We start from the raw sequence: 21,054 nt of genomic DNA, 5'->3' as shown, positions 1-21,054 counted from the left end.
GGGTTTAGTACACAGTATTTGGCTCTCACAAACAATATAAAGGGCTCTCACCCGCCCCTACAAACTCAAAACTTTACCAGTCCCCAGTCACCCATTACCATTTCAACAAATTAAACTCCTCCATATCCACCGTATCGCGGTTGCGGTAGATTGCCAGGACGATCGCCAATCCTACAGCGGCTTCTGCTGCGGCAACAGTAATGATAAATACTGTAAACACCTGCCCTTTAATTGCTTGGGAATCTAAGAAATTAGAAAAACCCATCAAATTCAGATTTACGGCATTGAGCAGTAGTTCGATCGACATTAGCACCCGCACAGCATTGCGGCTAGTAATCAATCCGTAAATTCCAATACAGAAAAGAGCCGCTGCTATTAGCAGAAAATATTGTAATTGTAATTGCATGAATCCTCTATTTCCTCACTGCGAAAGTTAAACCTTTTTATTATCATTACCTGCTATTAACAATTCCCTTGGTCTTTCCGGTAAAGTCAAAGCAGGTTGTTGTGGTGTTTCTGGAGATATTACTTCCTCTGGTAAGAACTCGCGACGAGCTAAAATAATTGCTCCCACCATTGCAATTAATAACAACACAGAAGCCAACTCAAAAGGTAACAAAAAGTCAGTGAAAAAATGCTCTCCAATTGTCACAATAGAGGATTGAGTCGGGACAGTACCCGCAACATGAGTTTTAGTCCAAGGAGTTGCCAAAACCATTGTTCCTAGCAACACAAATAAACCAGCACAAACTAAAGCTGTTGCACCTTTCCGTACCCAAGCGTTAGGCAAGGGAGTAAAATCTTGCCTTTTATTTACCAACATAATGGCAAACAAAATCAAAACGTTAACTGCTCCCACATAAATTAGCACTTGTGCTGCTGCCACAAAATCAGCATTCAGCAAAATGTATAATCCGGCAATGCTAATAAACACTCCACCCAGCAAAAAAGCTGAATAGACAATATTAGCTAACAGCACGACTCCCAGTGCTGCACCAATCATCATTAATGACAGCAGTCCAAAGGAAACTAGTTGAACTCCTTCTGCTAGATTCACAGTTTTTTGTCCTTTAATAACGTTAATTCGGGGATTGGGTACTGGGAAATTTTCGATTTTAGATTTTCGATTTTAGATTTTTAGCTAAGTCAATCTAAAATCTAAAATCTAAAATCATCCAGTCCCCAGTCCCTATTTTTCTGTTTCTTGGAGAATCTCTTCTGGTAGTTTACCAGCACCGCGAGTACCTGGGGGCAAATCGTGGGGGTCGATTACACCTTTTGGCAAGTAAACAAATTCGCGTAAAGGTGTCACCATTGGATCGTTTGTCACTTTGTAAGGTAAGCGACCCAAAGCTACGTTATCGTAGTTTAACTCGTGGCGATCGTAAGTCGAAAGCTCATAATCTTCTGTCATTGACAAACAATTAGTCGGACAATATTCCACACAATTGCCACAGAAAATACAAACTCCGAAATCAATACTGTAGTGTTTGAGTTGTTTCTTCTTCGTTTCTTTGTTGAATTCCCAATCTACTACAGGTAAGTTAATTGGACATACCCGCACGCAAACTTCACAAGCGATACACTTATCAAATTCAAAGTGAATCCGACCCCGAAAACGTTCCGAAGGAATCAATTTTTCGTAAGGGTACTGTACCGTAATTGGACGGCGACGCATGTGGTCAAAAGTTACAGATAAACCTTGACCAATATACTTAGCTGCTTGAACTGCCTCTTTCGCGTAATCTCCAACCTGTTTGAGGAATTTCATAATTTTTTGTCATTCGTCATAAGTCATTTGTTATTTGCCATAAGTCATTTGTTATTGGTCATAAGTCATTTGTCATTGGTCTTATGTCATTTGTTGTTTGTCATTTGTAAGAAAAAGCAATTACTGATTGACCTACTTTTCCAAGCACTAATGACTAATAACCAATGACATAAGACCAATGACATAAGACCAACGACATAAGACAATGACCAATAATTACCCGCCAAACGCAACTGGAAATGCTAACTTCAAAGCTGCCGTTAATAGCAAGTTTGCTAACCCTACGGGTAGTAAGAACTTCCATCCTAAATTTAGCAATTGATCGATTCTGACGCGAGGTACTGTCCAGCGTACCAAAACTGCTAAAAATACCAGGAAGTAAGCTTTGAGTACGGTCATGCCGATGCCCAAAGAAGCGGTGATAATTTGTAACCAGGAATTAGTTTCGCTGACTCCTAACCAACTGGCTAATTTTTCAATGGGAACGGGGAAATTCCACCCTCCCAAATACAGAACCGCGAAGATTAAGGCAGAGAGAACTAAGTTAACGTAAGAACCAAGGTAAAACAGGGCGAATTTCATCCCAGAATACTCGGTTTGATAACCTGCAACTAATTCTTCTTCTGCTTCGGGAAGGTCAAAAGGCAACCGTTCGCATTCTGCTAAGGCGCAAATCCAAAAAATTAAGAACCCTAAAGGTTGTCGCCAGATATTCCAGCTTAAAATTCCCAAACTAGATTGCTGGTCTACAATGTCGATCGTACTGAGGCTATTCGACATCATCGCCACCGCAATCACAGACAAAGACAAAGGAATTTCATAACTAATTGATTGTGCTGCTGCCCTTAAGCCACCCAGTAGCGAATACTTATTATTGGAGGCATAACCCGACATCAGCAGACCAATAGGCGCAATACTGGAAAAGGCAATCCACAGAAATATCCCCATCCCAATGTCAGTAATCACCAAATTTTGTCCAAAAGGCACAATTAAATAGGACAAAAACACCGGGATAACAACGATAATTGGGCCCAAAGTGAACAAAATTCCGTCAGTCTTTGCCGGAAGCGTATCTTCTTTAAAAACCAGCTTAATTCCATCTGCAACGGGCGCTAACACCCCAAACAGGCCCATATACTCAGGGCCAATGCGTTGTTGAGCAGCAGCGGAAATCTTCCGTTCTAGCCAAACGGTAACTAGCACTCCTACTGTTGCGCCGATGATCATTAAGAACATCGGTAGGGGAAGCCATAAGGCTTTAGCTGCTCCCGATGGGATGCCAAAGTCCGTGAGAGACTTAATAAAAATGCCTTGCAGGTCTATTCCTGAGTTCATGTTTGTCGATATTTATCGTGATCTCGACCAAACCAACCAACCGCTGAAAATGCGATCGATGTCAGTTTGTGAAGATTTTTTTAGGACTTCTCTGCATAGTATATCGTTGCAGGGACTACAGCCCCGCAAGGCAATCACAATTTCTGCTTATAACTAACCCTGAGATACACTGATGGGGACTGAGGGAAGATGTGGGGAGGTAGGGAGGTAGGGAGGTAGGGAGCAGTTGTTGATGTAAATTCAGGAACTCCCCCCATCCCCCCATCCCCCCATCTCCCCATCCCCCCATCTCCCCATCTCCCCATCTCCCCATCTCCCCATCTCCCCATCTCCCCATCTCCTCAAGAGTACCGTTGATCCATTGGGATGTAATGAGATTCGTGGTATCCGGTGTAAACTTGGGTGGGGCGATAGATGCGGTTTTCTTCGAGTTGTTCTTTCCAGTGGGCTAACCAGCCAGCTACACGAGCGATCGCAAAAATCGGCGTAAACAAGTCTGTCGGAATACCCATCTTCCTATACAACAAACCGGAATAAAAGTCAACATTCGGATAAATTCCCTTGTGTGCCAACTTCTCTTCCACCGCCCTTTCCAACTCCACCGCAATTTCGTAATACTTGTCCATCCCGAACTTGTCGAACAATTGCTCTGCTAAACCTTGGAGTATGGTTGCTCTGGGGTCTTTCACCTTGTAAACTCTGTGACCAAAGCCCATGATTTTCGATTTGCGCTGCAAACAATCCTCTAAATAAGGGCGAACATTTTCCACCGAGCCAATTTCTTCTAACATTTCGATAACTTCTTCATTTGCGCCCCCATGTAAAGGCCCACCTAAAGTTCCCACAGCTGAAGCTATTACTGCATAAGGGTCTGTCAGTGTAGAAGCCGTCACTCTTGCCGAGAAAGTAGAAGCATTCATGGTATGTTCAGCATGAAGAATCAGGCAAATATCCATGATTCTTGCCGATAAGGGGTCAGGTTCCCTCTCATTAAGCATATAGAGAAAGTTAGCTGAATAACCCAAATCATCACGGGGTCTAACTGGCTCATTCCCATTCCGCATCAACTGGAAAGCGGCTACCATTGTCGGGATTTTTGCCATTAATCGCACCACAGCTGCTCGAATATAAGCTGGATTATGCAAATCGCGGCGAGAATAGAACAATCCTAACGCTGCCGCTGAAGCTTGCAAAGCATCCATCGGATGACCGCTTTCTGGGAAGCATTTCATCATGTCAACGATGCGATACTTAATCCGACGATGGTAACGGATTTCATGCTCAAAAGCTTCTAATTCTGGCTTGGTGGGTAGCTTACCCCAAATCAACAGGTAAGTTGTTTCTAGAAAGTTGCTTTTTTCTGCTAACTCTTCAATTTTAATACCCCGATATTCCAAAATTCCCTTGTGTCCATCAACATGACTAATAGCGGATTCAGCAGCGGGAATTCCTTCTAAACCTGGTCTATACTCGCAGACGGTCATATCCTTACTCTTTGCTTACATGAATATCTCTTCAGGCTAACTTACCAGAAAGTCTGAACCTGTTACGGTTAGCACCGAAATGATTTAAGAGTTGTTACAGCAAGAACTTTGGTGGTGTTAGCCAAAATAATAAACTACGACCGATCAAAGAACCACTTTCGGGAAGTTGCACTCCGATAACTCCAGCTTTTTTAACTAACAAATTGCCTTTTGCTTCACCCCAAACCAAAATCTCTGTCCATTCTCCTAAGTTTGGTTCGTGACCAACTAATGCTAGATTATTACCGCCTTGGTTTCGCCACTCCTCCCACCAAGTTAACCAAGAGTAGATGCTACCTTCTGGAGTTAGGTCTGTGGATTCTTCTAGTTGGGAACTTAGTCCGATCGCTTTTAGAATATCAGCAGTTTGGCGAGCTCGTACCAACGGACTAGTCAAAATTAAATCAAATCGTAGACCTAATTTAAACAATTGCTCAGCTACTTGCTTCGTTTTCCGCTTCCCCTCACCTGTTAGCGGTCTGAGAGCATCTTCAGTATATTCTTCTCTTTGGGCAGCGATCCCATGACGCACCAAGTACAAATTCACCATTGCTTGATTTACCTGCACTCCGCACCAGCTTGGCGAACAGATTTAAGATTCTTGATTGTATATTGAATTGAGCAAAAAATCTAAAATCTGAAACGGTCAACTTTTCCCAACTATTCGGTTTCAATCAAGTTATGGGTGGGATTCACTAGTTTTAAGAGCTTTTGCTTAATTTGGCTATCAAAAACTTCCCATTTCAGTTTGGCATATTCGGAATTTTCGTTACTACCACCTAAGAAACCGATCGGAATTTCAAAACCTCCTGCCATTGAACGTCCACCACCAAAGAAACGTCCTTGATTATCTTGACCAAAAGCTTCTTTGATAAATTCATCGGGATCGAGAGTTAATTTAGTAGTTCTTAAAGAACCAACTACTAATTCTCGTTCCTTATCTTCATCATGAACGATACCATAAACCACTGCCGTATGCACGTTTTCTTCTGTTACTAAGAAATCGGCAGCTTGGGGAATGGCATCACGGTCATCGTAAAGCAAATATCCGACTCCTGCGATCGAAAAATTATTTTTCACAATCCGATTTTTCAAGCTACGTTCTATTACATCCATAACTCGTTTAGAACGAGTCGCCTGTAATACAGCATTGAGCATTTGGGGATCGTAAAAGCGGCTAAGATAAGCAGCAGCGAGAAATTCTTCTTCCTGCGCTTGTCGCAAGCCATTAGTATCAGAACGCAAACCGTGCATTAAAGCAGTAGCGCATTTTACGTGCTCGCTAATACCGTTATCCAACACCAGTAATCCTGCTTGCAAATATTGGGTAAAAATTGTTGATGTGGCACGAACAGCTGGACGAATATCAATAAATTCAGCTTGTAAGTTACCTTGTAGTTGGTGATGGTCAACTACTACAATTGTGGGAATCCCAGCTTGCTGGACTTGTGTCATTAATTGGCTGGTTGTACCTTGGTTATCGATTAATACGCAACCTTGATACACTGATAAATCTTTGTTTTTGGCGACTTGGGGTGTCCAACGCATTGCAGGTAGGTTAGTCAGTTTCACCAAGGCAATATTTTCTTGGTGACTCAGAGTACCCCCATAAACAATGTCGCATTGAATCCCATATTGTTGCGCGATTAATTGGTATGCCCAAGCACATGATAAAGCATCGGGATCTGGGAAATCCTGAACCACGACAATTTGCTTTTCTTCCCGATGGCGCTCTAAGGTTTGTTGTAGAGCTTGGGTTTTTTGAGCAGATAATTGGCTGGGGGAACGTCTGGGAGGTTCGTTTGCCGATTCAAATGCAGACGAAGCCGATCGCTTTGGATGAGATTCAGTATTGGCTGTATTTGCCTTTAGTTCCACAGGAGAATCAGCTATTAGGGTTAAACGGTCGAGTGACTCGAGCGATCGAGATTGCATACTATTAAAAAGGGGTAGGGGTACTTTACGAAGTCTAGAATGTACAATTTATTTCCTGCGGTTATGCTTGCTAGAAAGCAGCATTCCCCAGGTTGAGTTAAGTTGCTTCTCCTTCGATCTTCGCAAAAAAATCCAGATTGTACATACCCCCCTGTTGAGTATTTCATTCGGTAGAAGCCCCCTATTGCAAAAAGGCAGAGGTAGGGAGATGGGGAGGTGGGGAGATGGGGAGGTGGGGAGGTGGGGAGATGGGGAGATGGGGAGGTGGGGAGCTAGAGAGATGGGGAGATGGGGGGATGGGGGGATGGGGGGAATTAAATTGTCCCAAGAGTCCCAAGAGTCCCAAGAGTCCCTGCTCCCCTGCTCCCCTGCTCCCCTGCTCCCCTGCTCCCCTGCTCCCCTGCTCCCCTGCTCCCCTGCTCCCCTGCTCCCCTGCTCCCCTTCTCTTACAAAAAAACCTGCACTTTATTTCGTGCAGGTTTGTCAAACACCGATAACATATTTTCGCCACTCTTGATGCGTACCACTTTTTAGGTGTTTAGCAACTTCAAAATATAGACTGCTGTAAGGTTTTCGCGGTGTATTCCTTAACAGCATATTTGCTTCTGAGGGTGTGCGGTTGCCTTTTTTGATATTGCACCGGACACAGGCTGTCACCATATTTTCCCAACTTTCGCCTCCACCGCGAGAACGAGGGAGAACATGATCGAGGGTTAATTCGTCCCCTGTGTAACCGCAGTATTGACAACTATGCCCGTCTCGGTGCAATATATTACGTCTGGTCAGGGGAATATCTTTGTAGGGAACCCGGACGTAATGACGCAGCCGAATCACAGTTGGTAAGGGAAATTCCGCATAAATGTATTTCCCATTGTGTTCGACTTGCTCTGCTTTACCTTTGATCAATAGAACAACCGCCCGTCGCCAGTTGGTGATGTTGAGCGGTTCATAAGAGGCATTTAACACCAGAACCTTGCCCATGAGAATTAAAATTGCGTCAATAGTTTACTGATTATGTCAAGATTATAGTCTTAGAATCTCAGTACCTCATTCGGACTGCCAGAAATTTTTTTCCAGATGGGCGCTCTTTCGCTCTCAAAGCCAAGGGAGTTTTTCCCTAACCCCTAACCCCTAACCCCTAACCCCGCCCTAGTGCCCTCCTCCCCAGCCCCCAGTCCCTACCGCATTCTGCCTGTAAGCAGATAGGTTGTCATTTCTCCTTTGCCTTTGATGGGGATGTTACCTCGTTTTTGGAAGTGGTATTTATCTCGGAGTAGTTCGTAGGTTGTGGTTGTGACTTGAATTTGTCCGGCTAATCCGTGAGATTCCATGCGACTGGCGGTGTTTACTGTGTCGCCCCATAAGTCGTAGATGAATTTTTTAATGCCGATTACGCCTGCGATGACGGGGCCTGTATTTATGCCTACGCGCAGTTGTACGTTTTGTCCGCTTTCCCGGTTGAAACGATCGATCTCTGTTTTCATATCTAATGCCATTTCTGCGATCGCATGAGCATGATCTTGGCGGGGTATTGGTAATCCTCCAACTACCATGTAAGCGTCGCCAATGGTTTTAATTTTTTCTAAGCCGTGTTCTTCGGTTAGTTCATCAAAGGTGGAGAATATTTCGTTGAGCATTTCTATTAGTTCTACTGGGGAAATGTTCGCTGAAAGTTCGGTGAATCCGACAATATCGGCAAATAGAACTGTGGCTTCTTTAAAGATATCTGCGATCGTGCTTTCTTCTCTTCTCAGGCGTTCTGCGATCGGTTGTGGCAATATGTTTAACAGTAATTTTTCGGTTTGTTCTTGTTGGTAACGTAGTGCTTCTTCTGTTGTTTTGCGTTTGGTAATATCTTCGATTGTCCCTTCATAATATAGTATTTTTCCTTGCTCATCCCGGACGGCACGAGTATTTTCGGAAACCCAAATAATCTTTCCATCTTGACGATAAACTTGCGATTCAAACCCAAATACATTGTTATGTTCTTCGATTAATTCAATAAACTTTGCTCTTTGTTGCGGAGCGACATAAACTTGCTGTTCAACGTTTTGGATATTATTCATCAATTCTTCGGGAGAATTGTAACCGTATAATCTTGCTAATGCTGGATTAGCACTTAAGTAACGTCCATCTACTGAGGTTTGGAAAATTCCTTCTACAGCATTTTCAAATATTGTGCGATACTTTTCTTCGGCTTGGCTTAATGCTACTTCTGATTGTTTCCTTTGCCGAATTTCTTCTAGTAATTGATGATTTGCTGCTTTTAAAGCTGCTGTTCTTTCTTCCACCCGATTTTCTAATTCTTCATTAGCTTTTAATAGTGCTTGTTGAGCGCGGCGACGTTCTACCCCTTCCATTGCTAAGGCTACAAAATCAGCTAAAGAGGCGGCAAAGTTCTCTTCGTCTAAAGTCCAATAACGTGCTGTTTCGGTATTTTCATGGCAGATTATACCAATCATTTCCCCACTTAATCTAATTGGTGCTTCTAACATGGAAATAATCCCTAAAGGATGCAGATAATTCTCATATAGTTCATTGGTTCTAGAGTCTTTATCAGCATGATTAACGGTCATAATTCTTTCAGTTTGTAATGCTTGTAAATAGTTGGGGTAGTCTGGTGATAATAATTCTATTCCTGAAGAGTGGCGATCGCTACTCCGCTCATACAAATCCAAGCAAATAATTCCTGTTTTCCCTGGTTTATACAACCAAACGCTGGCTCTTTCTAACTCCAATGTTTTAGCCGCTGTTTCGGTAATTTCTTGAATTACTTCTACTAAATCACCGCAGGTAAGTTTGCTGTTAGTTGCTAATTCTAAAAGAGCCGTGCTTTGTCTGCGTAAGCGTCTTTCACTTGCTTTTAAATTTTCTTCCGCACGTTTGCGTTCGGTGATATCACGCCAAACTACATGAAGGATTTTTTCACCTTGTAAGGGAATAGCGGTGAGTAATACTTCTACGGGAAATTGTGAGCCATCTAAACGTTGATGTATCCATTCAAATCTCCAGTTTCCTCTACTAATTGCTAAGGCATTATTTTCGTTAGCTTTGTTTAAAGAGTAGCTACCATCTGGTTGTTTTTCAGGTGATAATTGAGCCGGATGTAAATTTAATAATTGTTCCTTGCTGCTAGCGCCAATCATTTCTTGTGCGGCTTGATTACAGTCGATAAATTTATCATTTTGTAATAACAGGAGCGCATCTCCTGACTGTTCAAATAATAAACGGAATTTATTTTCACTTTCTCGCAAGGCTTCTTCGGTACGTTTGCGCTCAGTAATGTCTTCATAAGTTACTAAAATTCCGACTACATTTCCTTCGGCATCATGCAGGGGAATTTTACTAGTTTCTAACCAAGCTACTCGACCATTTTTGAAGTGAAAATATTCACAATATTGAGTGACTTGTGTATTACTTTCCATCACTTGTCGATCGATCGCTCGTAAAAATTCGGCTTGGGTTTCACTTTCACAAAAATCATACTCAGTTTTCCCAATAACTGCGGCTGGATCTACTAAACCCACATCTTCGACAAACTTTTGATTACAACCTTGATAAACTGAGTTAAGGTCTTTCCAAAAAATAGCTTGGGGAATATTATCCATCACCAAGCGTAACATTTGTTGGGAGGCTCTTAAGGCTTCTTCGGCTTGTTTGCGATCGCTAATATCTGTACCAATACCAAGCAACCCAGTAAAATTACCCTTTTCATCAAACAAAGCTTTGTTCCGCCAAGCAATCCAAACTCTTTCTCCATTGCGCCGAATATTTTCATATTCCTGATGATTGTATTTTTCTGGAAGCCTAAGAATTTGCTGCATAAACAATGCTAAATTTTGACCAGAACTATCAGTAAGGGGAACTATGGTTCCGACTACATTTTTACCAATAATTTCCTTTTCTGAATAACCAAAGAAACGTTGAGCAAATTCATTAAAAAAGGTGATATTCCCTTGCGGATCTATCTTTACAATAATACTGTTGGCATTTTGAACTAATTCCCGATATTTAGTTTCTGATTCTTTTAAAGCGATCGTGGCTTTTTGTACGGCTCGGCGTAAATGTTCTGGCGATCGCACCCAAATATACACCAAAATACCAGTTAATAAAGCTGAAATTCCTCCACCGATTCGCAACCATTGGGAAATTGGCGCTTGTTTTGACCAACCACCCACAGGTATTGCTGCTACCTGCCAGTAACCATTGGGCAATTTTACTTCTAAAATTACCGGATTTTTGCTAAAAATTGCGCCATTACCGAAAAATACCTCCCCTTGTTCCCCTAATCCATCTTTTCCCCGCAAAGCAAATTCCACTGGTTGATGAGATTGGGGAAGATTTTTTTCTTGATTTCCTAAATTTATCAGTCCTGCTTCTTGAAAAATCGTGTCTCTGTCCACGATTACACCTGCTAATCCCCAATATCTTCCACTTTCCGGGGGTTCGTTGGCGGGTGAAAGAAAAATGGGAGTGCGATTGATAAAACCTACACCCCCTTCTACTAAGTTTACTGGCCCTGCAATTACGGTTTTTCTGCTGTTAATTGCTCGTTGAATCGCCTCTCGTTCTTCGGGTACTGATGAAGGATCGAATCCGATCGCTGCTTCATGACCTTTTAATGGGTAAATGTGAGTTACGATCGAATCTCTGTACAATGCCACGCTCCCAATGCCAGTTTGTTGCGAAACTAACACTTTGGCAAGGCGTTCAAATTCTGCTTGGTCAATTTCTGGATGATTGGAAACATAAGCGACTAACCCTCGCGCCAGAAATAATCGGGAGTTTAAAGCGCCTTCTAATTTGGCACGAACAGTGCTCAGTTGATGCAACACATCGGCGCGATTACTTTCCCGGAAGCGTTTTCCCTCTGAGCGATCGATAATCCAAACACCAGCTAGAACTACCATTCCTGCTGATAATGCTGCTATGTAGGGTAAAAGGCGAATTCTCATAGATATAAATTCATCGAAAGTCTTACTAATGGAATTTTCATCGGTCAAACAATCAGTCAGTAAGAACGCTACCCTGATATTTTAGCTATTTTTAGTTTTCTGGCTGAATTTAGCTAATTTTGCCGAATTAACCTGCGAAAACACCCCTCTATCCACTGGACTAGCTGTAGTTTTTATTGAAGTATCTAATTTAACGTAAATCGCCGGAGAACTGCTTTTATTTTGTCATTTTTAAAGCTTGTCAACCAAAAAATATGTCTTCATTTCGCCTTTACCTTTAACTGAAATCATTCCCCTTTCCTGAAGGAAATATTTCTCACATAAAATATTATAAGTAAATTCCGTTACTTGAATTTGGTCGGGAATTCCTTGGGATTCCATCCGGCTAGCAATATTTACGGTATCTCCCCAAAGGTCATAAATAATTTTTTTAATCCCGATTACTCCCGCAACTACGGGTCCACTGTGAATCCCGATGCGGATGCTAAAAGGTTGTCCGTCTTTGGTGTGAAAATGTTTGATTTCCTTTAACATATCTAAAGCCATTTGTGCGATCGCATCTGCGTGATCTTCTCTGTTTATGGGAATGCCTCCTGCTACCATATAAGCATCCCCAATAGTTTTGATTTTTTCTAAACCATATTGTTCGGCTAATCGATCGAATACAGAAAAAATCTCATTGAGCAATCTCACTAACTCAGTGGGAGGAATAGTATTACAAAGTTCAGTAAAATTCACGAGATCGGCAAACATAACTGTAGCTTCAGGAAAACTATCGGCAATAATGCTTTCCTGCATTTGCAGCCTGACTGCGATCGGTCCGGGTAAGATATTAAAAAGTAGCCTTTCCGTTTGTTCTTGTTGATATTGCAGCGCTTCTTCGGCAATTTTGTGATTAGTAACGTCCTCCACTGTGCCTTCATAATAAAGCAATTCCCCTTGGGAATTTTTGACGCTATGCGCTTTTTCTGCAATCCAAATTAATTTCTCATCTTTGCGCCGAACTAAGGACACAAATCTCGCTGTACTATGATTTTTTTTCAAAGTACTGATAAATTTTTCTCGTCTGTTTTGCTCCACATAAATTTGGCTACTAATATCTGTAATTGTGTTCATTAGTTCTGAGGGGGAATCGTAACCTAAAATTTTTGCTAAAGCCGGATTAGCACTAATAAATTTGCCATTGGGTGTAGTTTGGTAAATTCCTTCTGTAGCGTTTTCAAAAATACTCCGATACTTTGATTCCTCTGACTGTAACTCTGGCTGAGATTCCTGCTTAATCTGTAAGTTTGGCAATTTTTTGGCTAAAGCATAAACTATTAAGAAAAATCCCGATGTCACCAATAAGTTAATTGTATATTGACTTGCCAAAAGGTTATGAATGCGGATTCCTTGTAACTCAACGATAAGTAGTTGCATGACCCGATAAAGTTGTAACTCTGATTGTAAATAAATCAGCAATAAAGAGGTGATAAAAAAAATACAGGGTACGGAAAAATAGATAATTAGTTTGTCACCCAAGAGAATTCGCTTCATAATCCCAATCGATATTTACTATAGTCTAACTTGGGGAAAAATATTTGTAGAATGATAATAATACTGAAATTTACCTTGGCATTCTTTGTTAGCTAAATGTAAAATTTACTTACTATCGAGTTAATCTAGTATCAATTTAGTGGTTTAATTTTGCCAAACCAGTCAGGTATTGTCCGATAATGCTGGGCAAATGGCGATCGAGTGTGAGTGAAGAAGGAGTGAGACGGAATGTTAAGTTGGGAGCAAACTTCTGCTTTAGCTGCGATGCGATGCGAACGTGCGTGGGTAGAAATAGATTTAGCAGCTTTAGCTCACAATGTAGAGCAAATGAAAAGTCTTTTAGCACCCCAAACGCAACTGATGACGGTGGTAAAGGCAGATGCTTATGGACATGGTGCTTGTACTGTAGCGCAAACAGCCCTACAAGCGGGAGCTAGTTGGCTGGGAGTGGCGACAATACCAGAGGGAATAGAGTTACGCCAAGCGGGGATAAATGCGCCAATTTTAATTTTAGGGGCAACAAACACGCCGGAGCAAATTGAAGCGATCGCACAATGGAAATTACAACCCACCCTTTGCACTCCCCAACAAGCTTTAATTTATTCGGAAACTTTGGCTTCCCTGAATCAAAATTTACCTGTCCATATTAAATTAGATACGGGAATGTCACGATTAGGAACTAACTGGCAAGAAGCCGCTGATTTTGTCCAGCTAGTTTATCATTGTCCAAATTTAGAAATAGCCAGTATCTATTCTCACTTAGCCACCGCTGATAGTCCCGATCCAACGATTATGAAAGAACAACAGCGGCGGTTTGAAGCAGCGAAAAATGCCGTTGCTACTCGCTTAAATAACAGAAAAATTAACAACTTAGGTAGGCAATTTCCCCGACTACATTTAGCAAACACAGCTGCGGCTTTAACCAGTCGCAACTTACACTATGATATGGTACGAGTTGGCTTGGCTACCTACGGACTTTACCCAGCAAATCATTTAAAACAAGTGGTAGAACTTAAACCAGTAATGCAGGTAAAAGCCAGAGTTACCCAAGTTAAAACCATTGCTGCTGGTACTGGTGTAAGCTACGGTTATCAATTCATTGCTGACCAAGAAATGCGTTTAGCAGTAGTAGGAATTGGCTACGCAGACGGCATTCCCCGCAACCTTTCTAACAAAATGAAAGTTTTAATTCGCGGTCAGCAAGTGCCCCAAGTGGGAGCGATTACAATGGATCAAATAATGCTTGATGTTAGTGCGATTCCCGATCTACAAGTAGGAGAAGTAGTCACTGTTTTAGGCAAAGATGGCAATTTTCAAATTGGCGCTGATGATTGGGCAGAAATTTTAGGTACTATTTCCTGGGAAATTCTTTGCAGTTTTAAACATCGCCTCCCCCGTGTAGCTGTGGGTGAAGTAAAAAGGCAGAGGGCAAGAAAGTTTTGAGTTGTAGAGGCGGTTTAGTAAAAAAAATCTATGGTCATCTGAATAATACCGAAATCTTGCACCAAGAGGCAGAGCCTGGAGTTTCTCGTTCCCAGGTTCAACCTGGGAACGAGTATTGGGAGGTTCTACCTCACAGGTCGCAAGATGTGAGTTAGCCTCCAAGGGCAACAAAGTAACCATTTCAAGTAACTTGCAACTAGTGTTACTAAGCGCTCACAGTAGTTAATTGTTTCGCTGCTGGTTGTTTGAGTAAGTCAAGGTAAAGGTTAGTTAACTGAGCAGCAACACCATCCCAGCTAAACATTTCTTCGACTCGTTCTCTGGCATTTACTCCTAATTTGTTGCGCCATTCTGGGTTGCCCAAAATGCGATCGATCGCCGCTGCAAAAGCTGCGTTATCTTTAGGCGGACAGAGTAAACCAGTTTCTTCTGGTACGATCGTAAATTGTAAACCACCCACATCACTGCCAATAACTGGTGTACCACAAGCCATTGATTCAATTGTTACTAACCCAAAGGGTTCATAGTGACTGGGAACAACTGTTACATCAGCCGCAGTATAGTAATTTGGTAAAACTTCTCGACTCAATCTTCCAGGGAAAATTGTGATATCGTTTAAACCCAGTTCGTCTACAATGCTGGCAATGCGATCGTACTCTTTACCATCACTATGTCCGGGGATAAATCCGCCCCCAATAATTAATTTTAACTGCTGATTTTTCCTAGCTTGGCATTGACCAACTGCACGCACTAAAGTTTCAATTCCCTTGCGTCGATCGAAACGACCCACGTATAAAATTACCCTAGTTTCTGGGTCAATTCCTAATTGTTCTCTAGCTGCTATCCGACTAATAGAACCAAAATGACTAATATCAGTACCGCAAGGAATAATGTCAATTTTGCCTTTTTGAGAAACTAAATTTCTCATGTGTTCTTTTTCTTGCGGACTAGTTGCCACAATTCTCTGGGCAGTTTCTAAGACTGCTTTTTCCGTGCTTAAGCGGGTAGTAGCAATCATCGGAATTGTAGTGACTGACTTATATTTAACTGCACCTAAAGAATGGTAAGTATGCACCTGTTTTACATCAAGTTTCTTTTTCAATTGCATCCCTACCCAGGCAGAAAGCCAGTAATTAGTATGAACGATCGGGTAAGTAATTTGATTGTCTTGCTGAAATTGGAGAAAATTCTCCACAAACTCTGGTAAATATACAAAAATATCATCTCTAGGCACAAACTCTTCCGGGCCAGCATTTAAACGAATTGTTCGACAATTAAGGCTATGTTGTACAATCTTATCTTGTTGAGGATTAGCTTTGCGGGTAAACATATCAACTAGCCAACCCTTTTGTGCTAAAGCTTGACCTACTTGACGCACATAAACATTTTGCCCGCCAGCTTCTTCTTTACCAATTTCGATCGCGGGATCTCCATGCACCGATATAAGAGCAATGTGCTTTTTGATTGGGGAAAACATAGTTTTGTAACTGTTGGTGTAATTAAATGACAGCCGAAACAAGAGGTTATTAAAATTAGTAGCCGCCTGATTAGCTCAAGTGTTAAATTTGAGCTTTTGATATTTACAGTAAGGATCAATTGATCTGATAACATCAGCTAACGGAGAGATTGATCGGCGCAAGTGAAGATATTACTTAAGAGTGAAAAATTATAAATACCAGACTATAATCTGGTAAATTAAAATGTTTTTCGTTCCCAGCTTCAACCGGGGAACGAGGATAAAGGAGGTGGAACCTCCTAGTTGTGCAAGATCTCAGACAAGTAATGTTAACCGAACCTTTTGCGGGTAGGGAGGCAGACTAGACAAGGGTCGGAAAGTGCAAAACTTTTTTGGGAAATTCGCTGGATTATCTATCAAAAGCGTGCTATTATAAATTCCTGTCACCTTGGAGAGGTGGCTGAGTGGTCGAAAGCGGCAGATTGCTAATCTGTTGATGGACTCGTAAGACCCATCCGAGGGTTCGAATCCCTCCCTCTCCGTTTTTTGTACAATTAGGCTGGTCTTGGGACTGGAGACCCGGAAAGTTTTGAGTAGGGGCAATTCATGAATTGCCTGTACTGAGTTTAGAGTTAAAGAGCTTTCTTGCCCCCCCTGCCCCCCAGGGCTAATTCATTGTAAACAGAGAAATTGATTTGTGAAGGAGAGATAATACAAACAAAGGAAAAATCATCTTTTCCCAAGAGTCCCAAGAGTCCCAAGAGTCCCAAGAGTCCCAAGAGTCTCCTTGTCCGTTTAATTTTCTTTGATGACCATGAATTAGCCCTGCCCTGCCCCCCTGCCCCCCTGCCCCCCTGCCCCCCTGCCCCCCTGCCCCCCTGCCCCCCTGCCCCCCTGCACCTAGAGTCTTACAGGAGGGGAAGCTGGACGGTAAAGGTTGCGCCTTGTCCATAGCCAGGGCTTTCGGCTTGAATTGTACCGCCGTGTAGTTCGACTAGGTAACGGACGATCGCTAATCCTAAACCTAAACCCCCGTAAGAACGAGTAATGGAACCATCTTCTTGACGGAAGCGATCGAAAACATGAGGCAAAAAATCACGACTAATACCTCTTCCGGTGTCGCTGACTTGAATTTGGGCAAGGTGATTAATTGTAGTCAGCCTTACTTCTACTCTCCCACCATTGGGGGTAAATTTGACTGAGTTAGAGAGCAAATTCCAAACTATTTGTTGTAAGCGACTGGCATCACCTAAAACAATTCCTACAGAGTCATCGATCTGGGAGCAGATTTGAATATTTTTCGCTTCGGCTGCTAGATTGATGGAAGCGATCGCCCCTTCAATTACCAGATCCAATGACACAGGCTCAACTTGTAAATTCAACCTACCACGAATAATATCGGACATATCTAGCACATCTTCTATTAGTTGTGCTAAAGCTTGAGTATTGCGGGAAATAGTTTCGATCGCCCTACTCACAGTTTCTTGGCTAAAATTTCTGGTAGGTAAAAGTTTTGCCCAGCCTAACATTGAATTTAGCGGAGTCCGTAGTTCATGAGAAATTGTTGCTAAAAACTCATCTTTGAGACGATTTGCTAAAGCTAACTCTTCTGATTGTCTGTGTAAAGTAACACTCGCTTTTTGTCTTTGAATTGCTTCGGCGAGGATATTTGCTCCGGCTTGCAGAAAGTGAATATCATCTTGGGTAAAGCTGTATTTACTGGTAGTATGAACTTGTAAAACACCGAAGGGTTGGGGAACTCCGGCAATAATTGTGCTTAGTCCACTGATGATTTGATATTCTTGGCAAAAAGGGGAAGGAGTAAAGCGAGTTTCCGCAGTTAAGTCATTTACTATTACTGGTTCCCAAGCGTGTAAAGTATAACCTGCTTGGGATTGCAAACCTGTGCTAACTATGCTTTGTCCGATTAACTCTTCTGGGAAGCCAAAGGTTGAACGCATAATCATTTGTTGTGTATCGGGCAAAAGTTCCAGAATTTCGCAATATTCAACATTCAGGATTTGAGCAATTAAACTTGTGGTTTCTTTCATTAATTCATCTAAGTTGATGCCAGATAATGCCTTTTGTCCTAAACTGGCGATCGCTGCTTGTTGTTTTGCCCGAATTTGCAGCTGTGCTTCTGTGCGTTTGCGTTCGGTAATATCGATCGCAGAGGCGGTAATGCCAACAATTCGATCGGATTCGTCCCGTAATGGTTCTACATTTAGTTCATAGTAAGAAAACTCTCCGTTTTTACTGGCGTGAACTTCTTCTCTGACTCCATTCCCGGTTAAAAGTACCCGCTGCTTAATTTCGGTTAGTTTAGCAGCATCATCTGGGTGCATGAGATCGGCATCTGTTTTGCCCAGAACTTCATCTGCCTTGTAGCCTAATCGAGGATTGTAAATCCAAGTGTAGCGAAGTTGTCGGTCTTGGTTGAAAACTGCGATCGGGGAATTTTCTAAAGCAATGCGGAAGCGTTCTAAACTTAACCGCAAAGCTTCTTCAGCACGTTTGCGCTTAGTAATATCGTGAGTTATACCAAGAATTTGATAGAGTTCCCCTTGCTCATTAAGTAAGGGAATGTAGGAAATAATTGCGGTGTAAGTACCATAGCTAGGTAGGGTAGTAGTGCATTCAAAACTCTGAGTAGTCAAAGTTTCCACTGACCACTGTAAGAATGGTAGATAGTCATCTGTAACTTCCGGTGGATATATTTCCTCATCCCGACGACCTAACAATGCTTCTAGTGGCTTTTTAGTTCGATGCAAACCTTCTGCATTGACGAACTGCAAACGACGTTCCGCATCGTAAATGACAAAAGTATCAGGGATATTATCAACTGCTGCCCGGAACCTTTGTTCGCTTTGCCTTAAGGCTTCTTGCACCTGCTTTTGTTCGTGAATATCAGTAGCAGTACCAAACCATTTAATTATTTGCCCTTGACTATTGCAAAGGGGTAAACTGCGACTGAGAAACCAGCGAAATTCGCCATCCGCCCTTCTGAGGCGGTGTTCGCATTCGTAGAATTCTCCAGTTTGCACTGCTTTTTTCCAAGCCTCTACCGTGCGTTGTTCATCTTCTGGATGTAGAATAGGTTGCCAACCCCAGTTGCATCCTGCTGTTTGGGGAATGCCGCTAAATTCTGTCCATCGTTGGTTGTAGTAGTCTACCGCACCGTCGGGTAAGGCTGTCCAAACTATTTGGGGCATTGTTTCGGCTACCATCCGAAATTGTGCTTCACTTTGCCGCAATGCTTCTTCGGTTTGCTGTAGTTCTTGGAGGGCGCGTTCTCTTTGGGCAATTTCTATTTGTAGTTGGGCAGTGCGTTTTTGGACTCGTTGTTCTAGTTCGGCGTTCAGTTGGTGAATTTGGGCTTCGACAAGTTTGCGATCGGTAATATCTTCCACAATGTAAGCAAAGCGGGAACGGTTACCCAATTTCCCTGAAATTAAGCTAACGGTTGCTGATAGCCAGCGTTCTCCTTGTTGAGTAACATGAGTATATTCAAAGCGAACGGGGGCTTGGGTGCGTTCTGCTTCTCGGTAATGTTTAATCCATTGTTGAATATGTTCCTTTGGGGCTCCCATTTCGCTTGCTGTGGCGTTTGGCATTTTTTGTACAGGTGATTCCTGTATCGCCTCTACACCAAAAAATTTGGCTGTGGTAGCATTATCAGCTATGTGCAGGATGTCTCGATCCTCGATTAGTTCTACAATGCCCATCATCATTGGGGCTGCGTCGAAGAAGCTTTGCAATGTTTGTTCGGCTTGTTTGCGTTCGCTAATGTCTCGCCCTTCGGGAATTAGCAAGACTACTTGCCCGGATTCATCGCATATTGGTTTGATGGAAAAGTCGATCGTTATGACTGTATCTTTTGCACCTAAAACCTCTACTTCGTAGCGCACAAATTGGTTGTTGGCGGCTTGTTGAATTGCCTGTTTTAATCTTTCTTGGGTTTCTCTGGAAATTGTCCACCACCGAGTTTGCCAAAATGGGCGATCGATCGCATCTTCTCGCTTTAATCCACCAAATTTTAAGGCTGTTTCATTAGCTTCTATTAAAGTACCATCTGGTTTCATCAATCCCATAAACTGAAATGTCTGATTAAAGATCGCCCGAAAGCGTTGTTCGCTCATCTGCAATGCTGCTTCTGCTTTCCTTGTTTCTTCGATTTGCTGCTGTAATTCTCGATTTGCTGCTGTTAGTTGGGCGGTGCGTTCTTGGATGCGAGTTTCTAAGTTTAAGTTATTGTTTGGCTCTTGTAAAGAATCTTCCGTTTGTCTGCGACTGCTCAAATCTCGCGTTAATTTGCAAAATCCTGTCAAATTTCCCTTTTCATCTCGCAAGGCTGTAATTATCGCATTTGCCCAAAACCGAGAACCATCTTGGCGAATTCGCCATCCTTCTTTTTCTATATGTCCTTCTGTGGCGGCGATTTGCAAGTAGCGATCGGGTTTTTTTTGGGCAATATCTTCCGGGAGATAGAAACAAGAAAAATGCTTTCCAATAATCTCCTTAGCTTGATATCCCTTGAGATTTTCTGCCTGTTGATTCCAACTAGCAACCGCCCCTTTTGCATCTAACAAAAAAACCGCATATTTGGGCTCTGATTCCCTCTTTAAACCCAGGCTATTTGGTTTTTCTTCTAATGCCTGTTTTTCCCTTATTAGTCGCTGTTTAGCTATATTTAATTGCCCAATAGTGTAGCTAATAAAAACGCCTTCCCAAATAAATAAAATAAACTTCACACTTTGCCCCACACTGGGAACAAAAAAGTAACCTAGTGGGAATAAAAACAGGCGATCGCAAATTAATGCTGACAAAATTGTAGCTAAGACTCCTGCCCAAATTCCCCCATACAGCGCACTAATAATCACGGCAGTAAAAAAGAGGAGAACTGGACTTTCTGTGTCAAATAACGGTTCCAGGAGTAAGTTTATCCCCAGAACCAAGCTTACTGTTAAAATCGCTATACTATAGCGCCAAATTGCAGAGGAAGAAGAGTTATGATTTCCTGTTCTGTTCATTTGCTCGGTCAAAGGCGGATAAGGTTGAGGAAAACTTATGAGTTAAGAACAGTCACTTCTTGACATACTT

At 42.2% G+C, this 21,054-nt stretch carries 13 protein-coding genes and 1 tRNA gene; 2 read left to right on the top strand and 12 right to left on the bottom strand.

Features of this window, described 5'->3' with window-relative positions; translation table 11 throughout:
• Positions 1–94: 94 nt before the first annotated feature.
• The 10 genes from nuoK to ACE1CI_RS17300 all read right to left on the bottom strand — a co-directional run bounded on the left by nuoK (position 95) and on the right by ACE1CI_RS17300 (position 13,055).
• Positions 95–406, bottom strand: a complete 312-nt coding sequence (gene nuoK / locus ACE1CI_RS17345; RefSeq protein ID WP_413266544.1) for an NADH-quinone oxidoreductase subunit NuoK — start codon at positions 404–406, stop codon at positions 95–97.
• A 27-nt stretch (positions 407–433) separates the two neighbouring features.
• The gene (locus tag ACE1CI_RS17340) at positions 434–1,057 is read right to left on the bottom strand and encodes an NADH-quinone oxidoreductase subunit J (RefSeq protein ID WP_413266545.1); all 624 of its coding nucleotides are present in this window, start codon (positions 1,055–1,057) and stop codon (positions 434–436) included.
• A 132-nt stretch (positions 1,058–1,189) separates the two neighbouring features.
• Positions 1,190–1,771 carry an NAD(P)H-quinone oxidoreductase subunit I gene (gene ndhI / locus ACE1CI_RS17335; protein WP_413266546.1) on the bottom strand — a complete coding sequence of 194 codons (582 nt, stop codon included), beginning with the start codon at positions 1,769–1,771 and terminating at the stop codon, positions 1,190–1,192.
• Between the two features lie 216 nt (positions 1,772–1,987).
• Entirely contained in the window at positions 1,988–3,106 is a 1,119-nt protein-coding gene (gene nuoH / locus ACE1CI_RS17330) for an NADH-quinone oxidoreductase subunit NuoH (RefSeq protein WP_413266547.1), read from the bottom strand.
• A 341-nt stretch (positions 3,107–3,447) separates the two neighbouring features.
• The gene (locus ACE1CI_RS17325) at positions 3,448–4,590 is read right to left on the bottom strand and encodes a citrate synthase (protein ID WP_413264699.1); all 1,143 of its coding nucleotides are present in this window, start codon (positions 4,588–4,590) and stop codon (positions 3,448–3,450) included.
• A 94-nt stretch (positions 4,591–4,684) separates the two neighbouring features.
• Positions 4,685–5,179: a phosphohistidine phosphatase SixA gene (gene sixA / locus ACE1CI_RS17320; protein WP_413264700.1), complete on the bottom strand. Its 495-nt coding sequence runs from the start codon at positions 5,177–5,179 to the stop codon at positions 4,685–4,687.
• 110 nt (positions 5,180–5,289) lie between these two features.
• Positions 5,290–6,564 carry a DHH family phosphoesterase gene (locus tag ACE1CI_RS17315; RefSeq protein WP_413264701.1) on the bottom strand — a complete coding sequence of 425 codons (1,275 nt, stop codon included), beginning with the start codon at positions 6,562–6,564 and terminating at the stop codon, positions 5,290–5,292.
• Between the two features lie 483 nt (positions 6,565–7,047).
• Complete coding sequence (locus ACE1CI_RS17310) at positions 7,048–7,545, bottom strand: HNH endonuclease (RefSeq protein ID WP_413265791.1); 498 nt, start codon at positions 7,543–7,545, stop codon at positions 7,048–7,050.
• A 197-nt stretch (positions 7,546–7,742) separates the two neighbouring features.
• Positions 7,743–11,519, bottom strand: a complete 3,777-nt coding sequence (locus ACE1CI_RS17305; RefSeq protein ID WP_413265790.1) for a PAS domain S-box protein — start codon at positions 11,517–11,519, stop codon at positions 7,743–7,745.
• A gap of 231 nt (positions 11,520–11,750) precedes the next feature.
• Positions 11,751–13,055 (bottom strand): adenylate/guanylate cyclase domain-containing protein, encoded by a 1,305-nt coding sequence (locus ACE1CI_RS17300; protein WP_413265789.1) that lies wholly within the window; start codon positions 13,053–13,055, stop codon positions 11,751–11,753.
• 228 nt (positions 13,056–13,283) lie between these two features.
• On the opposite strand from ACE1CI_RS17300, the gene alr reads away from it, so the two are divergent.
• Positions 13,284–14,498 (top strand): alanine racemase, encoded by a 1,215-nt coding sequence (alr, locus tag ACE1CI_RS17295; protein WP_413265788.1) that lies wholly within the window; start codon positions 13,284–13,286, stop codon positions 14,496–14,498.
• A 205-nt stretch (positions 14,499–14,703) separates the two neighbouring features.
• On the opposite strand, the gene ACE1CI_RS17290 is transcribed toward alr, so the two are convergent.
• Positions 14,704–15,975 carry a glycosyltransferase family 4 protein gene (locus ACE1CI_RS17290; RefSeq protein ID WP_413265787.1) on the bottom strand — a complete coding sequence of 424 codons (1,272 nt, stop codon included), beginning with the start codon at positions 15,973–15,975 and terminating at the stop codon, positions 14,704–14,706.
• Positions 15,976–16,404: 429 nt separating this feature from the next.
• Here ACE1CI_RS17290 and ACE1CI_RS17285 point away from each other — a divergent pair.
• Positions 16,405–16,496 (top strand) — tRNA-Ser (locus tag ACE1CI_RS17285).
• Between the two features lie 366 nt (positions 16,497–16,862).
• Here the strand turns inward: ACE1CI_RS17285 and ACE1CI_RS17280 are convergent.
• Positions 16,863–20,984 (bottom strand): PAS domain S-box protein, encoded by a 4,122-nt coding sequence (locus ACE1CI_RS17280; RefSeq protein WP_496615531.1) that lies wholly within the window; start codon positions 20,982–20,984, stop codon positions 16,863–16,865.
• Positions 20,985–21,054 lie beyond the last annotated feature (70 nt).

Origin of the sequence: Floridaenema flaviceps BLCC-F50 (assembly GCF_041929275.2) — a bacterium.
In the GTDB taxonomy this organism is placed as follows: domain Bacteria; phylum Cyanobacteriota; class Cyanobacteriia; order Cyanobacteriales; family Aerosakkonemataceae; genus Floridanema; species Floridanema flaviceps.
Note: the sequence above shows the minus strand (reverse complement) of the source record. Positions and strands in the feature narration are given on the sequence as shown.

Bases quoted from the DNA above. Each gene is read 5' to 3' on its own strand.
- nuoK (WP_413266544.1), bottom strand. From the start codon at position 406: ATGCAATTACAATTACAATATTTTCTGCTAATAGCAGCGGCTCTTTTC.
- ndhI (WP_413266546.1), bottom strand. From the start codon at position 1,771: ATGAAATTCCTCAAACAGGTTGGAGATTACGCGAAAGAGGCAGTTCAA.
- nuoH (WP_413266547.1), bottom strand. From the start codon at position 3,106: ATGAACTCAGGAATAGACCTGCAAGGCATTTTTATTAAGTCTCTCACG.
- ACE1CI_RS17325 (WP_413264699.1), bottom strand. From the start codon at position 4,590: ATGACCGTCTGCGAGTATAGACCAGGTTTAGAAGGAATTCCCGCTGCT.
- sixA (WP_413264700.1), bottom strand. From the start codon at position 5,179: ATGGTGAATTTGTACTTGGTGCGTCATGGGATCGCTGCCCAAAGAGAA.
- ACE1CI_RS17315 (WP_413264701.1), bottom strand. From the start codon at position 6,564: ATGCAATCTCGATCGCTCGAGTCACTCGACCGTTTAACCCTAATAGCT.
- ACE1CI_RS17310 (WP_413265791.1), bottom strand. From the start codon at position 7,545: ATGGGCAAGGTTCTGGTGTTAAATGCCTCTTATGAACCGCTCAACATC.
- ACE1CI_RS17305 (WP_413265790.1), bottom strand. From the start codon at position 11,519: ATGAGAATTCGCCTTTTACCCTACATAGCAGCATTATCAGCAGGAATG.
- ACE1CI_RS17300 (WP_413265789.1), bottom strand. From the start codon at position 13,055: ATGAAGCGAATTCTCTTGGGTGACAAACTAATTATCTATTTTTCCGTA.
- alr (WP_413265788.1), top strand. From the start codon at position 13,284: ATGTTAAGTTGGGAGCAAACTTCTGCTTTAGCTGCGATGCGATGCGAA.
- ACE1CI_RS17290 (WP_413265787.1), bottom strand. From the start codon at position 15,975: ATGTTTTCCCCAATCAAAAAGCACATTGCTCTTATATCGGTGCATGGA.
- ACE1CI_RS17280 (WP_496615531.1), bottom strand. From the start codon at position 20,984: ATGAACAGAACAGGAAATCATAACTCTTCTTCCTCTGCAATTTGGCGC.